Origin of the sequence: Streptomyces sp. CA-142005, from assembly GCF_050942335.1 — a bacterium.
Classification (GTDB): domain Bacteria; phylum Actinomycetota; class Actinomycetes; order Streptomycetales; family Streptomycetaceae; genus Streptomyces.
Genome location: NZ_CP192078.1, coordinates 6,868,884 through 6,886,992, shown reverse-complemented (window position 1 = coordinate 6,886,992; position 18,109 = coordinate 6,868,884). Strand labels below are relative to the sequence as shown.

Sequence of the window (18,109 nt, the reverse complement as noted above, 5' to 3'; positions counted from 1 at the left end):
CGCTCGGTACTGCTGTGGATCAGGCGGGAGCGGACGACGGGTCGCCGTCCTTGGCGCCGGTTTCCCCGGTTGCCGGGTCGCCGTCCTTGGCGGCCGCTTCCTTGGCCGCCCTGACCGCCTCGGCGTCCGCGGCGGCCGCTTCCCTGGCCGCCTTGGCGCGCTCGTCCGCCGCGGCCCGGATGGACCGCCAGGCGGACTCGGCGGCCTGCTGCTCCGCCTCCTTCTTGCTGCGGCCGGTGCCGGTGCCGTACGAGACGCCTCCGACGCGGGCGGCAGCAGTGAAGGTCTTCTCGTGGTCCGGACCGGTCTCCGTGACCAGGTACTCGGGCACGCCGAGGCCTTCGGTCGCGGTGAGCTCCTGGAGACTGGTCTTCCAGTCCAGGCCGGCACCGAGGTTCGAGGACTTCTCGATCAGCGGGTCGAAGAGCCGGTGCACCAGCTCGGACGCCGAGTCGAGGCCCTGATCGAGATAGACCGCGCCGATCACCGCTTCCAGGGTGTCGGCGAGAATGGACGCCTTGTCCCGGCCGCCCGTGCCCTCTTCACCGCGGCCGAGCCGGATGAAGGAACCCAGGTCGAGGCCGCGCCCGACCTCCGCCAGCGCACGCGAGTTGACCACCGCGGCCCGCAGCTTGGCCAGCTGGCCCTCGGGCAGGTCGGGGTGGGTTCGGTACAGCGTGTCCGTGACGACGAGGCCGAGGACGGAGTCACCGAGGAACTCCAACCGCTCGTTCGTCGGCAGACCGCCGTTCTCGTACGCGTACGAACGGTGGGTCAGCGCGCGCACCAGAAGGGCGGACTCGACCTTGTAGCCGAGCCGCCCTTCCAGAAGCGTGTGGGACGAGGCCTGGTTGTCCGCCTTCTTCCTGGCGGGTGCGTCCGCCTTGGCGTCTTCCGCCTTCTTGGGACTGGACACAGTGCCTCTCACCAGCCCGCTCAGACTTCGAGGACCTGGCGCTTGTTGTAGGTGCCGCAAGACGGGCACGCGATGTGCTGCTGCTTGGGCTCGTGGCAGCGCTCGCACGCAACCAGGGTGGGGACCGCAGCCTTCCACTGCGACCGGCGGTGGCGCGTGTTGCTGCGCGACATCTTCCGCTTCGGAACAGCCACGGCTACTTCTCCTGCTTCTCGTCGACGCCCGCTTCGGCGCCGCTCATCTCGTCCTTCTCGCCGTCTTCGAGTGAACCGGCGAGTCCCTGCAAAGCCGCCCAACGGATGTCGACGGCGTCGTGGTGGTGGTCCGGGTCGTCCGCGAGCCGCGCTCCGCACTCGGAGCACAGGCCCGGGCAGTCCTCCCGGCACACCGGCTGCATCGGCAGTGCGAGCACCACCGCATCGCGCAGCAGAGGTTCGAGGTCGAACAGTCCGTCCTCGAGGAAGAACCTGTCCTCGTCGTCCTCGGCGTCGTCGCCCGGTTCCGCGATCACACGGCCCCGGTCGTCGGCGTCAGGGTACGAGAACAGTTCCTGGAAGTCCGCTTCGAGCTCCAGCCCGACCGGCTCCAGACACCTTACGCACTCCCCCTCGGCCTGTGCACGGGCGGTGCCTGTGACGAGCACACCTTCCATGACCGACTCGAGGCGGAGTTCGAGCTCCACCGGGGCGCCTTCCGGCACTCCGATGACCCCCTGGATGCCGAGATCGGCGGGAGCGTCGATCGTGCGGGTCAGGCGCTGCAGCGCGCCAGGACGCCGACCCAGCTCGTGCGTGTCGAACACGAGGGGGTTGCGGTGGTCGAGGCGGGCGTTGGGAGCCATTCCTGCTTTCGATCTTCGAACTCGGAGGGCCGCCGCCCCTCGGTATCGCGGGCAGCGGAGATCGCGGACGTACGCGCGACCGAAGAGCCAGGATACTGGACCTTTCGCTCAGGGCCCAATCCGGAGGTCGGCGGGCGGTCGCGCGGCGGCCTTCCGCTCGCTACAGGCCCCGGCCCTGCTCGTACGCCCTCAGCTGCTCCGCGCTGATCATGCTCGTGTCGAAGAGGCTGGTCTCGTCGAGAGCGTAGCCCTGCTGCTGGTGCTGGGGCTGCTGTTGCTGATGGGCCTGCTGGGGGTCGTAGGCGGCCTGCTGCTGGTCATAGCCCTGGTAGGCATAGGGGTCGGCCTGCTGGTAGCCGTACGGGTCCTGCTGGCCGTAGGCGGGCTGCTGCGGGAAGCCGCCGTAGGGGTCCGGCTGCTGCTGGTCGTACGCGTACGCCGGCTGCGGCTCGTACGACGGCTGCTGCTGCGGCTGCTGCTCGGGCTGGGCCGGGCGCTCGGCCGAGGCGTCCTGGTCGGCGAGCGCGGCCAGGTCGGCGAGGTAGTCGGCGTCGCTGGAGTGCTGGAAGGTCGTGGTGTCGTCGGCGAGGGCGCCGAGGTCGTCCGTGGCGATCCGGCCGTGCAGCTTCTGCCGGCCGCGGCCGACGGCCTCCAGGGTCTTGGCGAGTACCGCCTCGAAGGCGCCCAGCTTGACGTCGACGTATTGGTCGGCGTTGTGCCGCAGGGTCTCCGGGTCGTGGCTGCGCTCGGGGGCGTCCTCGTCCTCGTAGCCGTTCTCGTCCAGGCCCGGGCCGGTGCCGAGGAGCTTCTCCCGGCCGCGGCCGACCGAGCCGAGGGTCTTGGTGAGGACGACCTCGAAGTTGGCGAGCTTGGAGTCGACGTAGTCGTCGGCCTCGGCGCGGATCTCCTCGGCCTCCTTGCGGGCCTCGGCGAGGATCCGGTCGGCCTCCGCCTGGGAGCGGCGGGCGATCTCGGTGTCGGAGATCAGCGAGCCGCGCTCGGCGTGCGCGTTGGAGATGATCCGCTCGGCCTCCAGGCGGGCCTGCTCGACCATCTGCTCACGGTCGCCGATCAGCTCCTGCGCCTGCGCGAGGGAGCCGGGCAGCGCCTGGCGCACCTCTTCGAGCATCGCGAGCAGCTCGGCGCGGTTGACCACGCACGACGCCGACATGGGCATGGACCGGGCGCCGGAGACCGTGGAGACGATCTCGTCGAGCTTCTTCTGCACGTCCACCTGTGCTCGCCACTCTCTACAGCCGGGTTGAAGACGGACGGGACGACTGTAGCCCCATCAGTCCTTGCGCAGGCGCTTGTTCAGTGCCTCCAGCACGGGTGCGGGCACCAGGTGGGAGACGTCACCGCCCCAGGCCGCGACCTCCTTGACCAGCGAGGAGGAGAGGAAGCTGTAGGTGGGGTTGGTGGGCACGAACAGCGTTTCGACGCCGGTGAGGCCGTTGTTCATCTGGGCCATCTGCAGCTCGTAGTCGAAGTCGCTGACGGCGCGCAGGCCCTTGACGATGGCGGGGATGTCGCGCTGCTTGCAGAAGTCGACGAGGAGGCCGTGGAAGGCCTCGACCCGGACGTTGGCATAGTCGGCGGTGACCTCGCGGATCAGCTCGATCCGTTCGTCGATCTCGAACAGGCCCTTCTTGGCCTTGTTGATCATCACCGCGACGTAGACCTCGTCGTAGAGACGGGAGGCACGGGCGATGATGTCGAGATGTCCGTTGGTGATCGGGTCGAACGACCCGGGACAGACGGCTCGGCGCACTTGTGATCCCTCGCTCTCCGGTCCGGTCATCGTGCGTCTTCGCACGTAGAGGCGGCGCGACCGTACCAAAACGTTCCCTCGCCGTAGCGACGGGACCGGATCGCCTCGAAGCCGTCCGGCCACTGGAATGCGCCGCCTCTGGTGCTGCGCTCCACGGTGACGAGCGCTTGCTCAGCGAGCCAGCCTTCCGAGTGGAGTGTGAGCAGGATCTCGCGAAGATCGTGATCTGTGACCACGTACGGAGGGTCGAGGAAGACCAGGTCGTACGGCTCATCCGGGGCCGGGCCCTTGATGATCTGTTCCGCTTTGCCCGCTCGGACTTCGGCGCCGGGAAGGCCCAGGTTCTTCACGTTTTCGCGCACGATTCTCGCTGCGCGAGCGTCGGCTTCGACGAGGAGGGTGTGGCTCGCGCCCCGGGAGAGGGCTTCCAGGCCCACAGCGCCCGAGCCGGCGTAGAGGTCGAGGACCCGTTCGCCGTCGAGGGGGCCGCCGAGGAGGGACTGCCAGGTGGAGAAGAGGCCCTCGCGTGCGCGGTCCGAAGTCGGCCGGGTTCCGGTGCCGGGCGGTACTGAGAGGCGCCGTCCGCCTGCCCGGCCGGCGATCACGCGAGTCATCTTCGGTCCTTGTTCGGGGGTGGTTACGGATTCAGTTTGGCAGCAGGTTCGTCGTGGTTGCTCGCGCCCGCGCGGCGCAGCCGCAATCGACGCAGCCCCGCGCCCCTTTCGGGGCGCTGCACCTCAGCCCTTTTCGAGGTACTGCTCCCTCTCCTCGTCCAAGAGGGCGTCCAAAGCCGTACGCAGGCCCGGAAGGCTCTCCAGCTCGGGATCCGCAGCCACCACCGCCGTCGCCTCCTGCCTCGCCTCCGCGATGACCTCCTCGTCCTCGATGACCGCGAGGACGCGCAGGGAGGAGCGGGCGCCGGACTGGGCCTGGCCGAGGACGTCGCCCTCGCGGCGCTGTTCGAGGTCGATGCGGGAGAGCTCGAAGCCGTCGAGGGTGGAGGCGACGGCGTTCAGCCGCTGGCGGGCCGCGCTGGCCTCGGGCATCTCGGTGACCAGGAGGCACAGGCCGGGAGCGGAGCCCCGGCCGACGCGGCCGCGGAGCTGGTGGAGCTGGGAGACGCCGAAGCGGTCGGCGTCCATGATGACCATCACCGTGGCGTTGGGGACGTTCACACCGACCTCGATGACCGTGGTGGCGACCAGGACGTCAGTCTCGCCGGCCGCGAAGCGGCGCATCACCGCGTCCTTGTCGTCCGGGTTCATACGGCCGTGGAGGACCTCCACCTTCAGGCCCTGCAAGGGCCCGCGGCCCAGCTGGTCGGCGATGTCCACGACCGCGAGCGGCGGGCGCTTCTCCGCCTCGTCCTCGGGGGACTTCTTCTGGCCGGCCTTCTTGGCATCGGCCGCCTCGTCGATGTCGTCGCCGATGCGGGGGCAGACGACGTAGGCCTGGTGGCCGTTCGCCACCTCCTCGCGGACCCGCTCCCAGGCGCGGGCGAGGAAGTGGGGCTTGTCGGCGGCCGGGACGACATGGCTGGCGATCGGGGAGCGGCCGGCGGGGAGCTGGTCGAGAACGGACGTCTCCAGGTCGCCGAAGACCGTCATGGCGACCGTACGCGGGATCGGGGTGGCCGTCATGACCAGCAGGTGCGGGGGCTGCTTGCCCTTGCCGCGCAGGGCGTCGCGCTGCTCGACGCCGAAGCGGTGCTGCTCGTCGACGACGACCAGGCCGAGGTCGTGGAACTGGACCTTGTCCTCGATCAGGGCGTGTGTGCCGATGACGATGCCGGCCTCGCCGGTGACCAGGTCGAGCAGGGCCTGGCGGCGGGCGGCGGCGCCCATGGAGCCGGTGAGCAGGACGACCTTGGTGGCGTGCTCGGCGCCGCCCAGCATGCCGCCCTCGGCCAGCTCACCCATCATCTCGGTGATCGACCGGTGATGCTGCTGGGCGAGGACCTCGGTGGGCGCGAGCATGGCCGCCTGACCGCCCGCGTCGACCACGGCGAGCATGGCGCGCAGGGCCACCAGCGTCTTTCCCGAGCCGACCTCTCCTTGCAGCAGCCGGTGCATCGGGTGTTCCGTGGCGAGGTCGTCGAAGATCTCCTTGGAGACCTTCTGCTGGCCCTCGGTGAGGGTGAAGGGCAGGCGGTCGTCGAAGGCCGTGAGGAGACCGTCGGGCTCGGGTCGGCGGGGGACGGCCGGGAGCTGGGTGTCCGCGTGGCGGCGGCGGGCCAGGGCGACCTGGAGGACGAAGGCCTCGTCCCACTTCAGGCGGGCGCGGGCGTCGGCGATGTCCGCCTTGGTGTGCGGGCGGTGGATCTTGAGGAGGGCCTCGGGGAGCGGGACCAGGCCACGACCCTCGCGGAGGGAGGCGGGAAGCGGGTCCAGCGCCTCCTGGGCGGTGGGCAGCACCGTCTGAACCGCCTTGCCGATCTTCCAGGACTCCAGTTTGGCGGTGGCCGGGTAGATGGGGATCAGGGCGCCGGCCCAGCTCTCCACCGTTTCCTCGCTGTCGCCGCGCAGCAACTCGTAGGCAGGATGGGCGAGTTGGAGGCGGCGGTTGAAGACCGAGACCTTGCCGGCGAACATCGCGCGGGTGCCGGGCAGCAGCTCCTTGTGGGGCTTGTGGACGCCGTTGCCGAAGAAGACCAGCTGGAGCCGGCCACTGCCGTCGGTGATCGTGACCTCCAGGCGCTGGCCCTTGCCGCGGGGGGCCTTGGCGGAGGCGAAGGTGTGCAGACGCGCGTCGGCGACCTGGGCCACCACCGTGACGTGCTCGTCCATGGGGAGCTCGGCGAGTTGGGTGAGCTGGCCGCGCTCCTCGTATCTGCGCGGGTAGTGGTGGAGGAGGTCGCCGACGGTGTGCAGGCCGAGGTGCTCGGCCATCACCTTCGCGGTGGCGGGGCCGAGCACCGACTTCAGTGGCTGCTTCAGTGGTTCTTGCAGTGCGGGCACGAGATCCATTGCACACCACGGCACTGACAATGCCGTATACGTCCTGGGAAGGACCTGGTCGGACGGGCTGTTCGGGCTCTAGGATGGCGCGCTCCGGCCATCCTTCGCGGTCACCGCCCCACCCGGGACCGCCCGACCCCGCGCCGATGCTCCCCCTCCGGCGCCGCGACGATGGACTACCAGAGCTCACAGCCATCCCAAGGTTCCCTCTCACCCCGTACGTTCCAGGTCGACCTGCGCGGTCTGGTGGACCTGCTCTCCCATCACCTCTATTCCAGCCCCAAGGTCTATCTGCGTGAGCTGCTGCAGAACGCCGTCGACGCCATCACGGCACGGCGGGACGAGGAGCCCGGCGCCCCGGCCCGGGTGCGGCTGTACGCCGAGGGCGGGGGCCTGCGGGTGGAGGACACCGGCGTCGGGCTCACCGAGTCGGACGTGCACAGTCTGCTCGCCACCATCGGGCGCAGCTCCAAGCGGGCCGAGGGCCTGCAGGAGGCCCGTTCGGACTTCCTCGGCCAGTTCGGCATCGGTCTGCTCGCCTGTTTCGTGGTCGCCGAGCGGATCCGGGTGGTCAGCCGCAGCGCCCGTACCCCCGGCGCGCCGCCGGTGGAGTGGACGGCGCGCGACGACGGCTCGTACACCGTGCGCAGCCTGCCCGGCTCCGCGCGGCCCGAGCCCGGCACGACCGTCCACCTGACCGCGCGCCCCGGGGCGGCCGAGTGGCTGGCGCCGGAGCGTGTCCTGACCCTGGCCCGGGACTTCGGCGCGCTGCTGCCGTACGACGTCCGGGTGGGAGAGGAGCCGGTCACCGATCTGCCCGCGCCCTGGGACCGGCCGTATCCGAGCCCTTCGAGCAGAAGGGTGGCACTGGCCCGGCACTGTCACGAGCTGTTCGGGTTCACGCCGCTGGACTCGATCGACCTGGCCCTGCCGCCGGCCGGGATCCGCGGGGTGGCGTACGTGCTGCCGGCGGCCGTCAGCCCCGCCCAGCGGGCGACCCACCGGGTGCATCTGAAGGGCATGCTGCTGACCGAGCGGGCCGAACAGCTGCTGCCCGACTGGGCGTTCTTCGTGCGCTGTGTGCTGGACGCCGAGAGTCTGCGGCCGACCGCCTCGCGGGAGTCGCTGTACGAGGACGAGACGCTGGCCGCGGTGCGGGAGGCGCTCGGGGAGAGGATCCGCTCGTGGCTCACGGGCCTCGCGGCCGGTGACCCCGAACGGCTGACGGCGTTTCTCGCCGTGCACCACCTGGGAGTGAAGTCCCTCGCCCGGCACGACCGCGAGATGCTGCGCACGATGCTGCCCTGGCTGCCGTTCGAGACGACCGACGGGCAGCTGTCCCTGGAGGAGTTCGCGCAGCGGCACCCGGTGGTGCACTTCACGCGGACCGTGGAGGAATACCGGCAGGTCGCGCCGATCGCCTCCGCGCAGGGCGTCGGGGTGGTCAACGGCGGCTACACGTACGACGGCGACCTGGTCGAGGCGCTGCCGTCGGTGCGGCCGGGGACGGTGGTCGCCGAGCTGGACGCGGACACCGTGACCGCGCACCTGGACGCGGTCGACCCGGGCGAGGAGCTCGCCCTGTCCGGCTTCCTGACGGCGGCGCGGGCGAAGCTGGACCCGCTGGGCTGTGACGTGGTCCTGCGGGCCTTCCACCCCCTGTCCGTGCCCGCGCTGCACCTGGACGACCGTTCCGCGCGGCACGAGCAGGCCCGCGCGGCGGCCGAGGAGCAGGCCGGCGACCTGTGGGCGGGCATCCTCGGCTCGCTGCGCGGCAGCGCACCACGCGCGCGTCTGGTACTCAACCATCTCAACCCGCTGGTGCGGCACATCGGTTCGCTGAAGGACCCGGAACTGATCGGCACCGCCAGCGAGTCGCTGTACGGGCAGGCCCTGCTGATGGCGCAGCGCCCGCTCAGGCCGGCCGACTCTGCGCTGCTCAACCGGGCGTTCATCGGCCTGCTGGAGTGGGCGACCCACGGGGAGGGTGAGGGGCGATGAGTGAGATCGCGGACCTCGACGCGCTGCGCCGGGCGATGGCGGAGAACTCCGAGCAGCCGGAGGGTCCGGCCCGCAACGCGCGCGCGGAGCGGCTGCTGGCCGCGGCGGAGGGCCTCGGCATCCCGCTGGCCGTCATCGAGGCGCTCGGGCACCAGCTGAGGGTCTACAACTACAGCTCCGAGAACGACAAGATGTTCGTCCCGTTCGCGCGGCTGCTGCGCATGTGGGACGAACGGCCCGAGGACTTCGACGCGTACGAGGCGCACTCGCTGCACTGGGTCTTCAAGTGGATGTCGGCGGGCATGCTGGACCAGCCGCACGTCCCGCTCGCCTCGATCGAGAAGTGGCTCGGCGAGATGGAGCACCGCTACCGGCTCGCCGGGCACTCCGAACGGGCCGTGCGCAGCGCCGAGTTCGGTGTGGCCGCGCATGTCGGTGACCTGGCGCGCGCGGAGCGGGCGTACGCGGCCTGGCTCGCCGCGGACCGCGACGAGATGGCCGACTGTCACGCCTGCGAGCTGCACGGGCAGGGCTTCTGGCAGGTCGAGCGCGGGCGGGACGAGGAGGCGCTCCGGCTGTGGCGGCCGGTGCTGGAGGGCGAGTTCGCCTGCGCGCACGAACCGCACACCGTGCTGGCCTCCTCGCTGGTCCCGCTGCTGCGCCTGGGCCGGCTCGACGAGGCCCGCGCCAACCATCTGCGCGGTTTCCGGCTCGTACGGCCCATGGAGTCGATGCGCGGCGCGTACGCCGACCATGTGGAGTTCTGCGCGCTGACCGGGAACGAGGCACGCGCTCTGGAGCTGCTCGCCGAGCGGCCCGCCTACTTCACGGACACCGGACATCCGCGCAGCCGGCTGGACTTCATGGCCGTGGTGACGCTGCTGATGGACCGGCTGACCGAGCTGGGGCTCGCCGGACAGCGGGTGCCGGGGCCGGCCGGGCGGACCTGGACGGCGCGGGAACTCGCCGCCCACGCGCGCGTGGAGACACTGGAGCTGGCCGGGCGGTTCGACCGGCGCAACGGCACCTCCCGCGTCGGCGACCGGGCACGCGGGCGTATGGACCAGCGGCCACTGGTGGACCGCCTGCCGCTGGGCGTGCGCACGGTGCGCCCCGCGCCGGGCGCGGTGGCCGCGCCCCCGCCGACCGAGGTGGACGGCGAGCCCGATCTGACGGCCCTGCTCGCCGAGGCACGGCGGCTGTCGGACACCCTGCAGCCGCATGCCCTGGAGGCCTGGGCGGCGGTCCGGCGGGCCGCGCACGGTACGGAGCTGGAGCTGCGCGACCGCGCGGAGCTCGCCGACCACGAGGCGATGGCCCTCGGCCCCGAGGGCATCGAGCTGTTCGAGCAGGCGGCGGCCCTGTACGCGGAGGCGGGCGACCCCGGCGAGGCCCTCGCGGCACGCGCGCGTGGAGCCTACGTCCGCGCCCTGACGGGCGAGGTGGACGCGGCCCTGGAGACGGTCACCGCCCTGTACGACGAGGCCCTCGCGCTGTACGCCGAGGAGGCCACCGGACTGCGGCAGACGGCGTCGGTGGTGACGAGCCGGGCACGCGTTCTGATGCGGCGGGTACATCAGGGGGCGCCGGTGCTGGAGGTCCCGACGCCGGACGGTCCCGCACCCGAGGGCACGCCGACCGACAGACCGGTCCCCGACACGTCGGCGACCGCGGACGAGCCAGGACCCGAAGTCCCGGAACCGGCCGGGCCGGACGCGGGCAATCTCGCGCCGCGGGACGCCGTAACGAACGGGCCAGTCCCCGACGCTCTGGCCACGCCCCGGCCAAGACCCGAAGTCCCGGAACCAGACCGACCGGACGCTGGCAACCTCACGCCCAGCGACGCCGTGCCGGGCGGGCCGGTCCCCGACGCGTCGGTCGCGGGCCGGCCGTTGAGCGAGGGGCCGGTGCCGGGCGGGGTGGGCTTCGACGGGTCGGTGTCCGGGCGGGGGCCGGATGCGTTCGCGCAGGCCGAGCAGGCCGTGCGTGAGGTGCTGGCGCTCGTGGGCGGGCGGACCGGCGGGGATGTGCGGCTGGCCGCGCGGGCCGCGGAGGCGCGGGCCATGCTCGCCGAGCTGGCCGGGCTGCGCGGGGACGCCGAGAGGGCCGCGGAGCTGTTCCGGCGGGCGGCCGACGCCTACGTGAGCGCCGGGCTGCCGTGGTTCGCCGTGGAGTACGAGGTGCAGGTCGCCGCACTGGCGCACCAGGCCGGTGACCCGGCCGGGGCCGAGTGGGCGCTGCGGGCCGCGCTGGAGCACGGCGGGCCGTACGTGGAGCCGGTCGGGCGGGCGCAGCTGCATCTGCAGCTCGCCGAGATCGTCGGTGCCCGGGGCGAGGTCGTCGAGGCCGCCGGGCACGCGCTGGAGGCCGCGCACTGGGCCGACGAGGCGGGCGAGAGCGGCACGCTGGGCGCCTGGGCGCGACATGCGCTGGGCGGGCTGCTGCTGCGCCAGGGCCGCTGGGCGGAGGCCGCCGAGGTGCTGGAGTCGGCGCTGGCCGACCTGTCCGCCGGGACGCACGGGGACGGGACCGTCGTACAGGCGCAGTGGTGGCTCGGTGACTGCCTGAGCGAGCTGGGCGACCACCGTGCGGCCGCCGGACACCGGCTGCGGGCGGCCGAGATCGCCCGGCACTGGCCCGAGCAGCAGGACCACGCCACGCTCGCCCACCTCGCCGCCGAGTCCCTGAGCAAGGCCGGTCTGCTGGAGGAGGCCGATCAGGCCTACGCGCGTGCGGGCGAGCTGTGGCGGGCGCTGGGCAACCCGGCCTTCCTCGTCCGCTCGCTGCGCGCCCGCGGCTGGCTGGCGCTGGGCGTGGACGGCGCAGCCGAGGGCGCCCAGGAGCTGATGGCGGAGGCGGTGCGCACGTGCGAACGGGCACGCGAGGCCGCGGCCGACCCGGTGTCCCGCGAACAGCTCACGGCCGAACTCGCCCAGACGCACCGGCAGTTCGGCGACCTGCTGGCCCGCTCGGCGACCGAGGGGGCCGAGCCCGCCGAAGAGGCCGAAGACCGTGTGATCCAGGCCGTGTTCGAGGCGGCGCTGGTCCAGCTGGACCGGGCGGCCACGCTGTTCGGCACGCTGGGCATGGACGGGCTGCACGAGCGTACCGGTGCCCAACTCGCCGCCGGATGGCTGGAGGCGGACCTCGGCCGGCCCGCCTCGGCGGCGGCACGTGCGCGTGCCGTACTCGCGGCCTACGACGACGCCGACGACGGGGACGAGACCGTCCGCGCGCGGCGGGTGGAGGCCGGCCGGCTGCTCGATCCGGAACGGTGAGTCCCGCGCGTGCTCACTCCACGCCGATGAGCAGCAGGGTCCCCTGCCGGCCGCCCCGGTACACGACCGTGTCCACGGCGAGGTAGGACTCCCGTACGCGAGCCTCCAGCTGCTCGGCGACGGTCTCGGGGGCCCCGTCGCCGACGACGAGGGTGACCAGCTCGCCGCCGGCCTGGAGCATGCGGTCCAGGACGGTCCGGGCGGTGGCGGTGACGTCGGGGCCGATCACCGCCACATCGCCGTCGATCAGCCCGAGCACGTCCCCGGCCTGGCAGATGCCGGCCGTCGTCCAGGACTGGCGTTCGGCGACGACGAGCTCGGCGTACCGGGTGGCGCCCGCCGCCGCGGTCATCTGGACCACGTCCTCGTCGAACCGGCGGTCCGGCGCGTGCACGGCGAGCGCGGCGATGCCCTGGACCGCCGAGCGGGTCGGGATCAGGGCCACCCGGATGCCCTCGGCGCGGGCCTGCTCGGCGGCCGCCGCGGCCGTGTGGCGCAGTTCGGCGTCGTTGGGCAGCAGGACGACCTCGCGCGCGTGGGCCCGCCGTACGGCCTGCACCAGCTCGCCGCTGGCGGGCGGCTCCCCGGGGCGCGCGAGCACGGTCGTGGCGCCCGCCTCGGTGTACAGCCCGGCCAGTCCCTCGCCCGGTACGACGGCGACGACGGCCCGCTGGGCGCGCTCGCGCGGGGGCCGCTCGCCGCCGGTGTGGACGTCCCCGAGCCCGAAGTGGGTGATCCGGATCCGGTACGGCCGCCCGGCCTCCACGCCCGCCTCCACGGCGGCGCCCGCGTCGTCGACGTGCACATGGACGTTCCACAGCCCGTCGCCGCCGACCACGACCAGGGAGTCGCCGAGCGCGTCGAGGCGTTCCCTGAGCCGGGCCACGGCCGTGTCGCCGGCCTCCAGGAGATAGATCACCTCGTAGGCGGGCCCGCCGTTCTCGCTCCCCTCGGCACAGAGGTCCGCATCGCCCATGCTCTCCACGCGCGCGTGCCCGCCGGCAACCGCGTCCGGGGCCTGCCCGCTCTCCTCCGCCGCCGCCAGGCTCTCCGGTGCCGCCGGAGCCTCCCGTACCGCCTCCCCCGTGAACGCCTCCACCAGTGCCCCCAGCACCGCCACGAGCCCGCGTCCGCCCGCGTCGACCACCCCGGCCCGGCCGAGTACGGGCAGCTGGCCCGGAGTGGCCGCCAGGGCCGTCAGCGCGCCCTCGTAGGCCGCCCGCGCGACCGTGCCGCAGTCGCCCTCGGCCTCTTCGGCTGCCTCGGCGGCGGCCGAGGCCACGGTCAGCACCGTGCCCTCGACGGGATGGGCCACGGCCTGCCACGCGGAGTCGGCGGCCCGCCGCAGCGCCAGCCGCAGGCCCGCGCCGTCGATGTGCGCCGCCTCACCGCCCTCCGCCAGCACCTGCGCCATGCCCCGCAGCAGCTGCGCCAGGATCGTCCCGGAGTTGCCGCGGGCCCCGATGAGCGCCCCGTGGGCCATCGCATGCACGGCGTCCGCCAGGGACGGCTTCCCGGCGCCCGTCTCGTACCCGGCGAACACCGCCTCCACGGCCGTGGCCGCCGATTCCAGGGTGAGGTAGAGATTCGTCCCGGTGTCGCCGTCGGCCACCGGATAGACGTTGATCGCGTCGATCTCCTCACGCGCGCGGCCCAGCGCTCCGAGCGCCAGACCGCACCAGGTGCGCACCGCGAGAGCATCGAGGAATGTCTGCGGCACCTGCGCCACCTGCGCCTCCCTGAGCTGGCTGGACGTGGGACGCAGCGTAGACCCCGAAGCGGTGTCCACCGGAAGAGGGCCGCGGGCGGGGCCCTGAGCTGCCATGGTAGTTTCGTTGTACGGGCGCAGCCGTTGTATGCTGCTCCGGTTGCCCGATCCGATCGGGCCATTCCCCTGGCAACGCCACTCAAGATCTCAGGTTTTAGGATCTCGATCCCGGCATGCCGGGATTAACCGTAAGTGCATCTGAAGTCTTTGGAGTGACCCGTGGCTGCCAACTGCGACGTCTGCGGCAAGGGGCCGGGCTTCGGCAACAACATCTCGCACTCGCACCGCCGTACGTCCCGCCGCTGGAACCCGAACATCCAGCGTGTGCGTACCGTGGTCGGCGGGACGCCGAAGCGCGTGAACGCTTGCACCTCGTGCATCAAGGCCGGCAAGGTCTCGCGCTGACGCTACAGCTGAGCGCGCGGCCACTGCCTGGTTCGCTGCACTGAGCCGGTCCACCCGAGGGTGGACCGGCTTTTTGCCGTACCCGGGCCCGGGTCAGGCCCGCGTTCGGCCGCTCAACCGCCAGCCGTGGTCCACCGGCCCGATCCCCGCGCCCAGTGCGAACCCGGCCGCGATGGCCCCCGTGACGTACTCCTTGGCCGCCGTGACCGCCTCCGGCACGCTCTGTCCCTTCGCCAGCCCCGACGCGACGGCGGACGCCAGGGTGCAGCCCGTGCCGTGCGTGTGCCGGTTGTCGTGGCGCGGGGCCCGCAGCCAGTGCTCACTGGAGCCGTCGGTCAACAGGTCGACGGCCTGGTTCCCGCCCGCCCGCGCTGCGTCTGGCGCCAGGTGCCCGCCCTTGATCAGCACCCAGCGCGGCCCGTACTCCAGCACGGCCGCCGCGGCCCGTCGCAGATCGTCCTCCGACTCGACCCGCACCCCGGTGAGTTGCGCCACCTCGTCGAGGTTCGGGGTCGCCACGGTGGCCGCCGGGAGCAGCTTCGTGCGTACGGAGTCCAGCGCGGACGCGGCCAGCAGCGGGTCGCCGTGCTTGGAGACGCCCACGGGGTCGACCACGGCCGGCGCGTCCGTGGCGGAGATCAACTCGGCGACCGCCTCGACCAGTTCCGCCGAGGCCAGCATGCCGGTCTTCACGGCCTGGACGCCGATGTCGTCCGCGACGCTGCGGTACTGCGCCCGGACCGCCTCCACGGGCAGTTCCCAGGCGCCCTGCACGCCGCGGGAGTTCTGCGCGGTCACCGCCGTGACCACGCTCATCCCGTGCACGCCGAACGCCAGCATCGTCTTCAGGTCGGCCTGGATCCCCGCTCCGCCCCCGGAGTCGGAGCCGGCCACGGTGAGGACCCTCGGCGGCGTTTTCAGGGTGCTCATGACTCGATGCCGCCGAAGTGGTCCCAGCCGCCCTTGCTGGTCCAGGGCGCCCCGTCGACGGTCACCTGAGGCAGCGCGGAGGGGTTGAGGACCTCGCCGATGACCTTCCAGCGGGCGGGCAGCTTGGTGTCCGGCGGGAAGGTCGCGACGATCGCGTGGTCCTCTCCCCCGGTCAGCACCCACTGCAGCGGGTCGACGCCGACGGCCTGCCCGATGTCGTTCATCTGGGTCGGGATGTCGATCGCGCCCGAGCGGATGTCGATGCGGACCTTGCTCGCCTCGGCGATGTGCCCGAGGTCGGCGATCAGCCCGTCGCTCACGTCGCACATCGCGGTCGCGCCGAGCGCGGCGGCCGCCGGGCCCGCGTGGTACGGCGGCTCGGGGCGCCGGTGGGCCTCCACGAAGGCGCGCGGCGAGCGGAAACCGCGGGAGAGGACCGCGTAACCGGCCGCGGACCAGCCCAGCCAGCCCGTGACGGCCACCAGGTCGCCGGGCTGGGCGCCGGCGCGTGTGACGGGCTCCTGGTTGCGCAGATCGCCGAGCGCGGTGATCGACACCATGATCGTGTCGCCGCGCACGACGTCACCGCCGACCACGGAGGCGCCCGCGACCTGGCACTCGTCGCGCAGGCCGTCCATCAGCTCGCTGGGCCAGGTCACCGGGAGTTCGGCCGGGACGACCAGGCCGAGCAGCAGGGCGGTCGGTACGGCGCCCATCGCGGCGATGTCGGCGAGGTTCTGCGCCGCCGCCTTGCGGCCGACGTCGTACGCCGTGGACCAGTCGCGGCGGAAGTGCCGCCCCTCCAGCAGGATGTCGGTGCTCGCCACCACCCGGCGGTCGGGCGCCGCGACCACCGCGGCGTCGTCGCCGGGGCCGATCCGGACCGCCGGGGTGGTGGTGAGACGGGAGGTGAGCTCCCTGATGAGCCCGAACTCCCCGAGCTCACCAACAGTGCCCTTCATTGCCCTTGCTCCCCTTCTCTGCCATGCCGTGCCCAGTCGCGCGTCATCAGTGTCCCCGATACCGTCGAGATGACTGTCGATACGGTCCGGATGACCGTCGGAACGGTCTTGCGACCGTCAACTTCCGTCGTGCCTGCGCCCTGGCGCGCAAGCCCGGTTCCCGCAGGTCTCCCCGCGGGGAGCGGCGACGCGATACCGTGGCGTTCCTTTTCCCCACATGATCCTCGTGGCCGCCCTGGAGGTTCCGTGGTACAGGCGTACATCCTGATCCAGACGGAGGTCGGCAAGGCGTCGACCGTCGCCGAGACGATCAGCAAGATCCCTGGAGTGATCCAGGCCGAGGACGTGACGGGACCGTACGACGTCATCGTGCGCGCCCAGGCCGACACGGTCGACGACCTCGGTCGCATGGTGGTCGCCAAGGTCCAGCAAGTGGACGGCATCACCCGCACCCTGACCTGTCCGGTCGTGCATCTGTAGCCCCCGTCTACGCTTGGCCGGTGAAGTTCTTCGCTCACCGGCCCTTCGGCCTGCTCGCGCCCGCGCTGCTGATCGCGGTCGCGGGCTGCTCCTCGGCAGACGACAGCGCGACCGTCGCGGTTCCCAGCCCCGACGCGAAGACGGCGAAGGTGTGCCGGGAGCTGCACCGGGTGCTGCCGCGGAAGCTCGACGGGCGAAGCCGCAACGACCCCGAACCCCGGTCCGCCTACACGGCGGGCTGGGGAAACCCGGCGATCATACTGCGCTGCGGTGTCGTACGGCCGCCGAAGATGGTCGATCCCAAGGTGGCCAAGGGCGACGACCCGGACGCCATCGCGGGTGGGGTGAACGGCGTCGACTGGCTGATGGAGAAGCAGGGCGACGGCACCTGGCGGTTCACCACCGCGGGCCGCGTGGCCTATGTGCAGATCGCCTTGCCAAAGGGGATGTCCGCGCAGGAGGAGGGCACGGCGGTGCTCACGGATCTCGCGGCGGCCGTGAAGAAGGCGATCCCCGAGGGGATCGCCTCCATGCGCGGGTGACCGGCCGGCCGCTCAGCGCAGGCCGGTCGAGCGGCGCAGCGCCGCCTGCACCAGGCGGTCGATCAGCTCCGGGTAACCGACGCCGCTGGCCTGCCACATCTGCGGGTACATCGAGATCGGTGTGAAACCGGGCAGGGTGTTGATCTCGTTGATCACGAACTCGCCGTCCTCGGTGAGGAAGAAGTCCGCGCGGACCAGGCCCTCGCAGGAGACCGCCTCGAACGCCTCGACCGCGAGCCGCTGCACCTCGGCGGTCTGCTCCCCGGTGAGCGGCGCCGGGACGATGCCGGGCGTGGAGTCGATGTACTTGGCCTCGAAGTCGTAGTACGCGTGCGCGTCCGGCGGCGGGATCTCGGCCGGGACGGAGGCGCGCGGGCCGTCCTCGAACTCCAGGACGCCGCACTCGATCTCCCGGCCCCGCACGGCGGCCTCGACCAGGATCTTCGGGTCGTGGGCCTGCGCGGTGGCGATCGCCTCGTCCAGGCCGGACAGGTCGTCGACCTTGGTGATGCCGATGGACGAGCCCGCGCGCGCGGGCTTCACGAACAGCGGCCAGCCGTGCTCGCCGGCGAAGTCGATGATCTTCTTGCGGGCGGCGGACTCGTCCCGCTCCCACTCGCGCGGCCGGATCACCACGTAGGGGCCGACCTTGAGCCCGTAGGAGGTGAAGATCCGCTTCATGTACTCCTTGTCCTGGCCGACGGCCGAGGCGAGCACACCCGCGCCCACGTAGGGCACCCCGGACAGCTCAAGGAGGCCCTGCAGGGTGCCGTCCTCGCCGTACGGGCCGTGCAGCACCGGGAAGACCACGTCGACCTCGCCGAGCGCCTTGGGCACCGAGCCGGGCTCGGTGTAGACGACCTCGCGGTTGGCGGGGTCGACGGGGAGCACCACACCGCCCTCGTGCGACTCCGCGAGCTCCTCGACGGCGGGCAGGCGGCGGTCGGCGATGGCCATCCGCTCCGGCTCGTCGGCGGTGAGCACCCAACGGCCCTCCCGCGTGATGCCGATCGGCAGCACGTCGTACTTCGTCCGGTCGATGGCCTTCAGGACGGCGCCGGCGGTGACCATGGAGATCCCGTGTTCGGAGCTGCGTCCGCCGAACACGACGGCCACGCGCGGCTTGCGCGACGGTTGCTCAGGGCTCTGGGGAAGGTTCTCGGTGCTCATATCGCGATGAGAGTACCCGTTGGTATCCCCCGAGTCAGCGCCCGCTCGGCCGCCGTGACTCCGTGTCCCCCGGGCGGTCGCTCAGCGT

At 72.3% G+C, this 18,109-nt stretch carries 16 protein-coding genes; 5 read left to right on the top strand and 11 right to left on the bottom strand.

The annotated features are described in order from the left end of the window. Positions 1 to 19: 19 nt before the first annotated feature. The 7 genes from rnc to recG all read right to left on the bottom strand — a co-directional run bounded on the left by rnc (position 20) and on the right by recG (position 6,494). Entirely contained in the window at positions 20 to 928 is a 909-nt protein-coding gene (gene rnc / locus ACQPXS_RS32205) for a ribonuclease III (protein WP_433452821.1), read from the bottom strand. Between the two features lie 8 nt (positions 929 to 936). Continuing rightward, positions 937 to 1,110, bottom strand: a complete 174-nt coding sequence (gene rpmF / locus ACQPXS_RS32200; protein ID WP_003951102.1) for a 50S ribosomal protein L32 — start codon at positions 1,108 to 1,110, stop codon at positions 937 to 939. Positions 1,111 to 1,112: 2 nt separating this feature from the next. After that, entirely contained in the window at positions 1,113 to 1,757 is a 645-nt protein-coding gene (locus ACQPXS_RS32195) for a YceD family protein (protein ID WP_351807204.1), read from the bottom strand. Between the two features lie 160 nt (positions 1,758 to 1,917). Then, on the bottom strand, positions 1,918 to 2,991 hold the full coding sequence (locus ACQPXS_RS32190; protein ID WP_433452819.1) for an ATP synthase F0 subunit B: 1,074 nt from the start codon (positions 2,989 to 2,991) through the stop codon (positions 1,918 to 1,920). 57 nt (positions 2,992 to 3,048) lie between these two features. Beyond that, on the bottom strand, positions 3,049 to 3,528 hold the full coding sequence (coaD, locus tag ACQPXS_RS32185; RefSeq protein ID WP_356306117.1) for a pantetheine-phosphate adenylyltransferase: 480 nt from the start codon (positions 3,526 to 3,528) through the stop codon (positions 3,049 to 3,051). Positions 3,529 to 3,554: 26 nt separating this feature from the next. Continuing rightward, positions 3,555 to 4,142 carry a 16S rRNA (guanine(966)-N(2))-methyltransferase RsmD gene (rsmD, locus tag ACQPXS_RS32180; protein ID WP_433452817.1) on the bottom strand — a complete coding sequence of 196 codons (588 nt, stop codon included), beginning with the start codon at positions 4,140 to 4,142 and terminating at the stop codon, positions 3,555 to 3,557. Between the two features lie 123 nt (positions 4,143 to 4,265). Next, positions 4,266 to 6,494, bottom strand: coding sequence for an ATP-dependent DNA helicase RecG (gene recG / locus ACQPXS_RS32175; protein WP_433452814.1), 2,229 nt, complete (start codon positions 6,492 to 6,494; stop codon positions 4,266 to 4,268). Positions 6,495 to 6,656: 162 nt separating this feature from the next. On the opposite strand from recG, the gene ACQPXS_RS32170 reads away from it, so the two are divergent. Together ACQPXS_RS32170 and ACQPXS_RS32165 are read left to right on the top strand one after the other, a co-directional pair. After that, positions 6,657 to 8,486 (top strand): HSP90 family protein, encoded by a 1,830-nt coding sequence (locus ACQPXS_RS32170; protein ID WP_433452813.1) that lies wholly within the window; start codon positions 6,657 to 6,659, stop codon positions 8,484 to 8,486. After that, entirely contained in the window at positions 8,483 to 11,764 is a 3,282-nt protein-coding gene (locus ACQPXS_RS32165) for a tetratricopeptide repeat protein (RefSeq protein WP_433452811.1), read from the top strand. Before ACQPXS_RS32170 ends, ACQPXS_RS32165 begins: the two co-directional genes overlap by 4 nt. Before the next feature lie 13 nt (positions 11,765 to 11,777). On the opposite strand, the gene ACQPXS_RS32160 is transcribed toward ACQPXS_RS32165, so the two are convergent. After that, positions 11,778 to 13,493, bottom strand: coding sequence for a DAK2 domain-containing protein (locus ACQPXS_RS32160; protein ID WP_433452810.1), 1,716 nt, complete (start codon positions 13,491 to 13,493; stop codon positions 11,778 to 11,780). 258 nt (positions 13,494 to 13,751) lie between these two features. On the opposite strand from ACQPXS_RS32160, the gene rpmB reads away from it, so the two are divergent. Beyond that, positions 13,752 to 13,937 carry a 50S ribosomal protein L28 gene (rpmB, locus tag ACQPXS_RS32155; protein WP_003993230.1) on the top strand — a complete coding sequence of 62 codons (186 nt, stop codon included), beginning with the start codon at positions 13,752 to 13,754 and terminating at the stop codon, positions 13,935 to 13,937. Positions 13,938 to 14,030: 93 nt separating this feature from the next. On the opposite strand, the gene thiD is transcribed toward rpmB, so the two are convergent. Together thiD and ACQPXS_RS32145 are read right to left on the bottom strand one after the other, a co-directional pair. Continuing rightward, positions 14,031 to 14,867, bottom strand: coding sequence for a bifunctional hydroxymethylpyrimidine kinase/phosphomethylpyrimidine kinase (thiD, locus tag ACQPXS_RS32150; RefSeq protein ID WP_433452807.1), 837 nt, complete (start codon positions 14,865 to 14,867; stop codon positions 14,031 to 14,033). Beyond that, complete coding sequence (locus tag ACQPXS_RS32145; protein ID WP_356305862.1) at positions 14,864 to 15,829, bottom strand: thiamine-phosphate kinase; 966 nt, start codon at positions 15,827 to 15,829, stop codon at positions 14,864 to 14,866. The genes thiD and ACQPXS_RS32145 overlap by 4 nt, the downstream gene beginning before the upstream one ends. A gap of 246 nt (positions 15,830 to 16,075) precedes the next feature. On the opposite strand from ACQPXS_RS32145, the gene ACQPXS_RS32140 reads away from it, so the two are divergent. Together ACQPXS_RS32140 and ACQPXS_RS32135 are read left to right on the top strand one after the other, a co-directional pair. Next, positions 16,076 to 16,309, top strand: a complete 234-nt coding sequence (locus ACQPXS_RS32140) for an Lrp/AsnC family transcriptional regulator (RefSeq protein ID WP_003997603.1) — start codon at positions 16,076 to 16,078, stop codon at positions 16,307 to 16,309. A 20-nt stretch (positions 16,310 to 16,329) separates the two neighbouring features. After that, positions 16,330 to 16,851 carry a DUF3515 domain-containing protein gene (locus tag ACQPXS_RS32135; RefSeq protein WP_433452805.1) on the top strand — a complete coding sequence of 174 codons (522 nt, stop codon included), beginning with the start codon at positions 16,330 to 16,332 and terminating at the stop codon, positions 16,849 to 16,851. Positions 16,852 to 16,863: 12 nt separating this feature from the next. Here ACQPXS_RS32135 and ACQPXS_RS32130 read toward each other — a convergent pair whose 3' ends face one another. Beyond that, on the bottom strand, positions 16,864 to 18,021 hold the full coding sequence (locus ACQPXS_RS32130; RefSeq protein ID WP_433452804.1) for a D-alanine--D-alanine ligase family protein: 1,158 nt from the start codon (positions 18,019 to 18,021) through the stop codon (positions 16,864 to 16,866). Positions 18,022 to 18,109: the final 88 nt, after the last annotated feature.

Coding starts and splice junctions, on each gene's coding strand:
- recG (WP_433452814.1), bottom strand. CDS start 6,494: ATGGATCTCGTGCCCGCACTGCAAGAACCACTGAAGCAGCCACTGAAG.
- thiD (WP_433452807.1), bottom strand. CDS start 14,867: ATGAGCACCCTGAAAACGCCGCCGAGGGTCCTCACCGTGGCCGGCTCC.
- ACQPXS_RS32130 (WP_433452804.1), bottom strand. CDS start 18,021: ATGAGCACCGAGAACCTTCCCCAGAGCCCTGAGCAACCGTCGCGCAAG.
- ACQPXS_RS32170 (WP_433452813.1), top strand. CDS start 6,657: ATGGACTACCAGAGCTCACAGCCATCCCAAGGTTCCCTCTCACCCCGT.
- rsmD (WP_433452817.1), bottom strand. CDS start 4,142: ATGACTCGCGTGATCGCCGGCCGGGCAGGCGGACGGCGCCTCTCAGTA.
- ACQPXS_RS32165 (WP_433452811.1), top strand. CDS start 8,483: ATGAGTGAGATCGCGGACCTCGACGCGCTGCGCCGGGCGATGGCGGAG.
- ACQPXS_RS32145 (WP_356305862.1), bottom strand. CDS start 15,829: ATGAAGGGCACTGTTGGTGAGCTCGGGGAGTTCGGGCTCATCAGGGAG.
- ACQPXS_RS32195 (WP_351807204.1), bottom strand. CDS start 1,757: ATGGCTCCCAACGCCCGCCTCGACCACCGCAACCCCCTCGTGTTCGAC.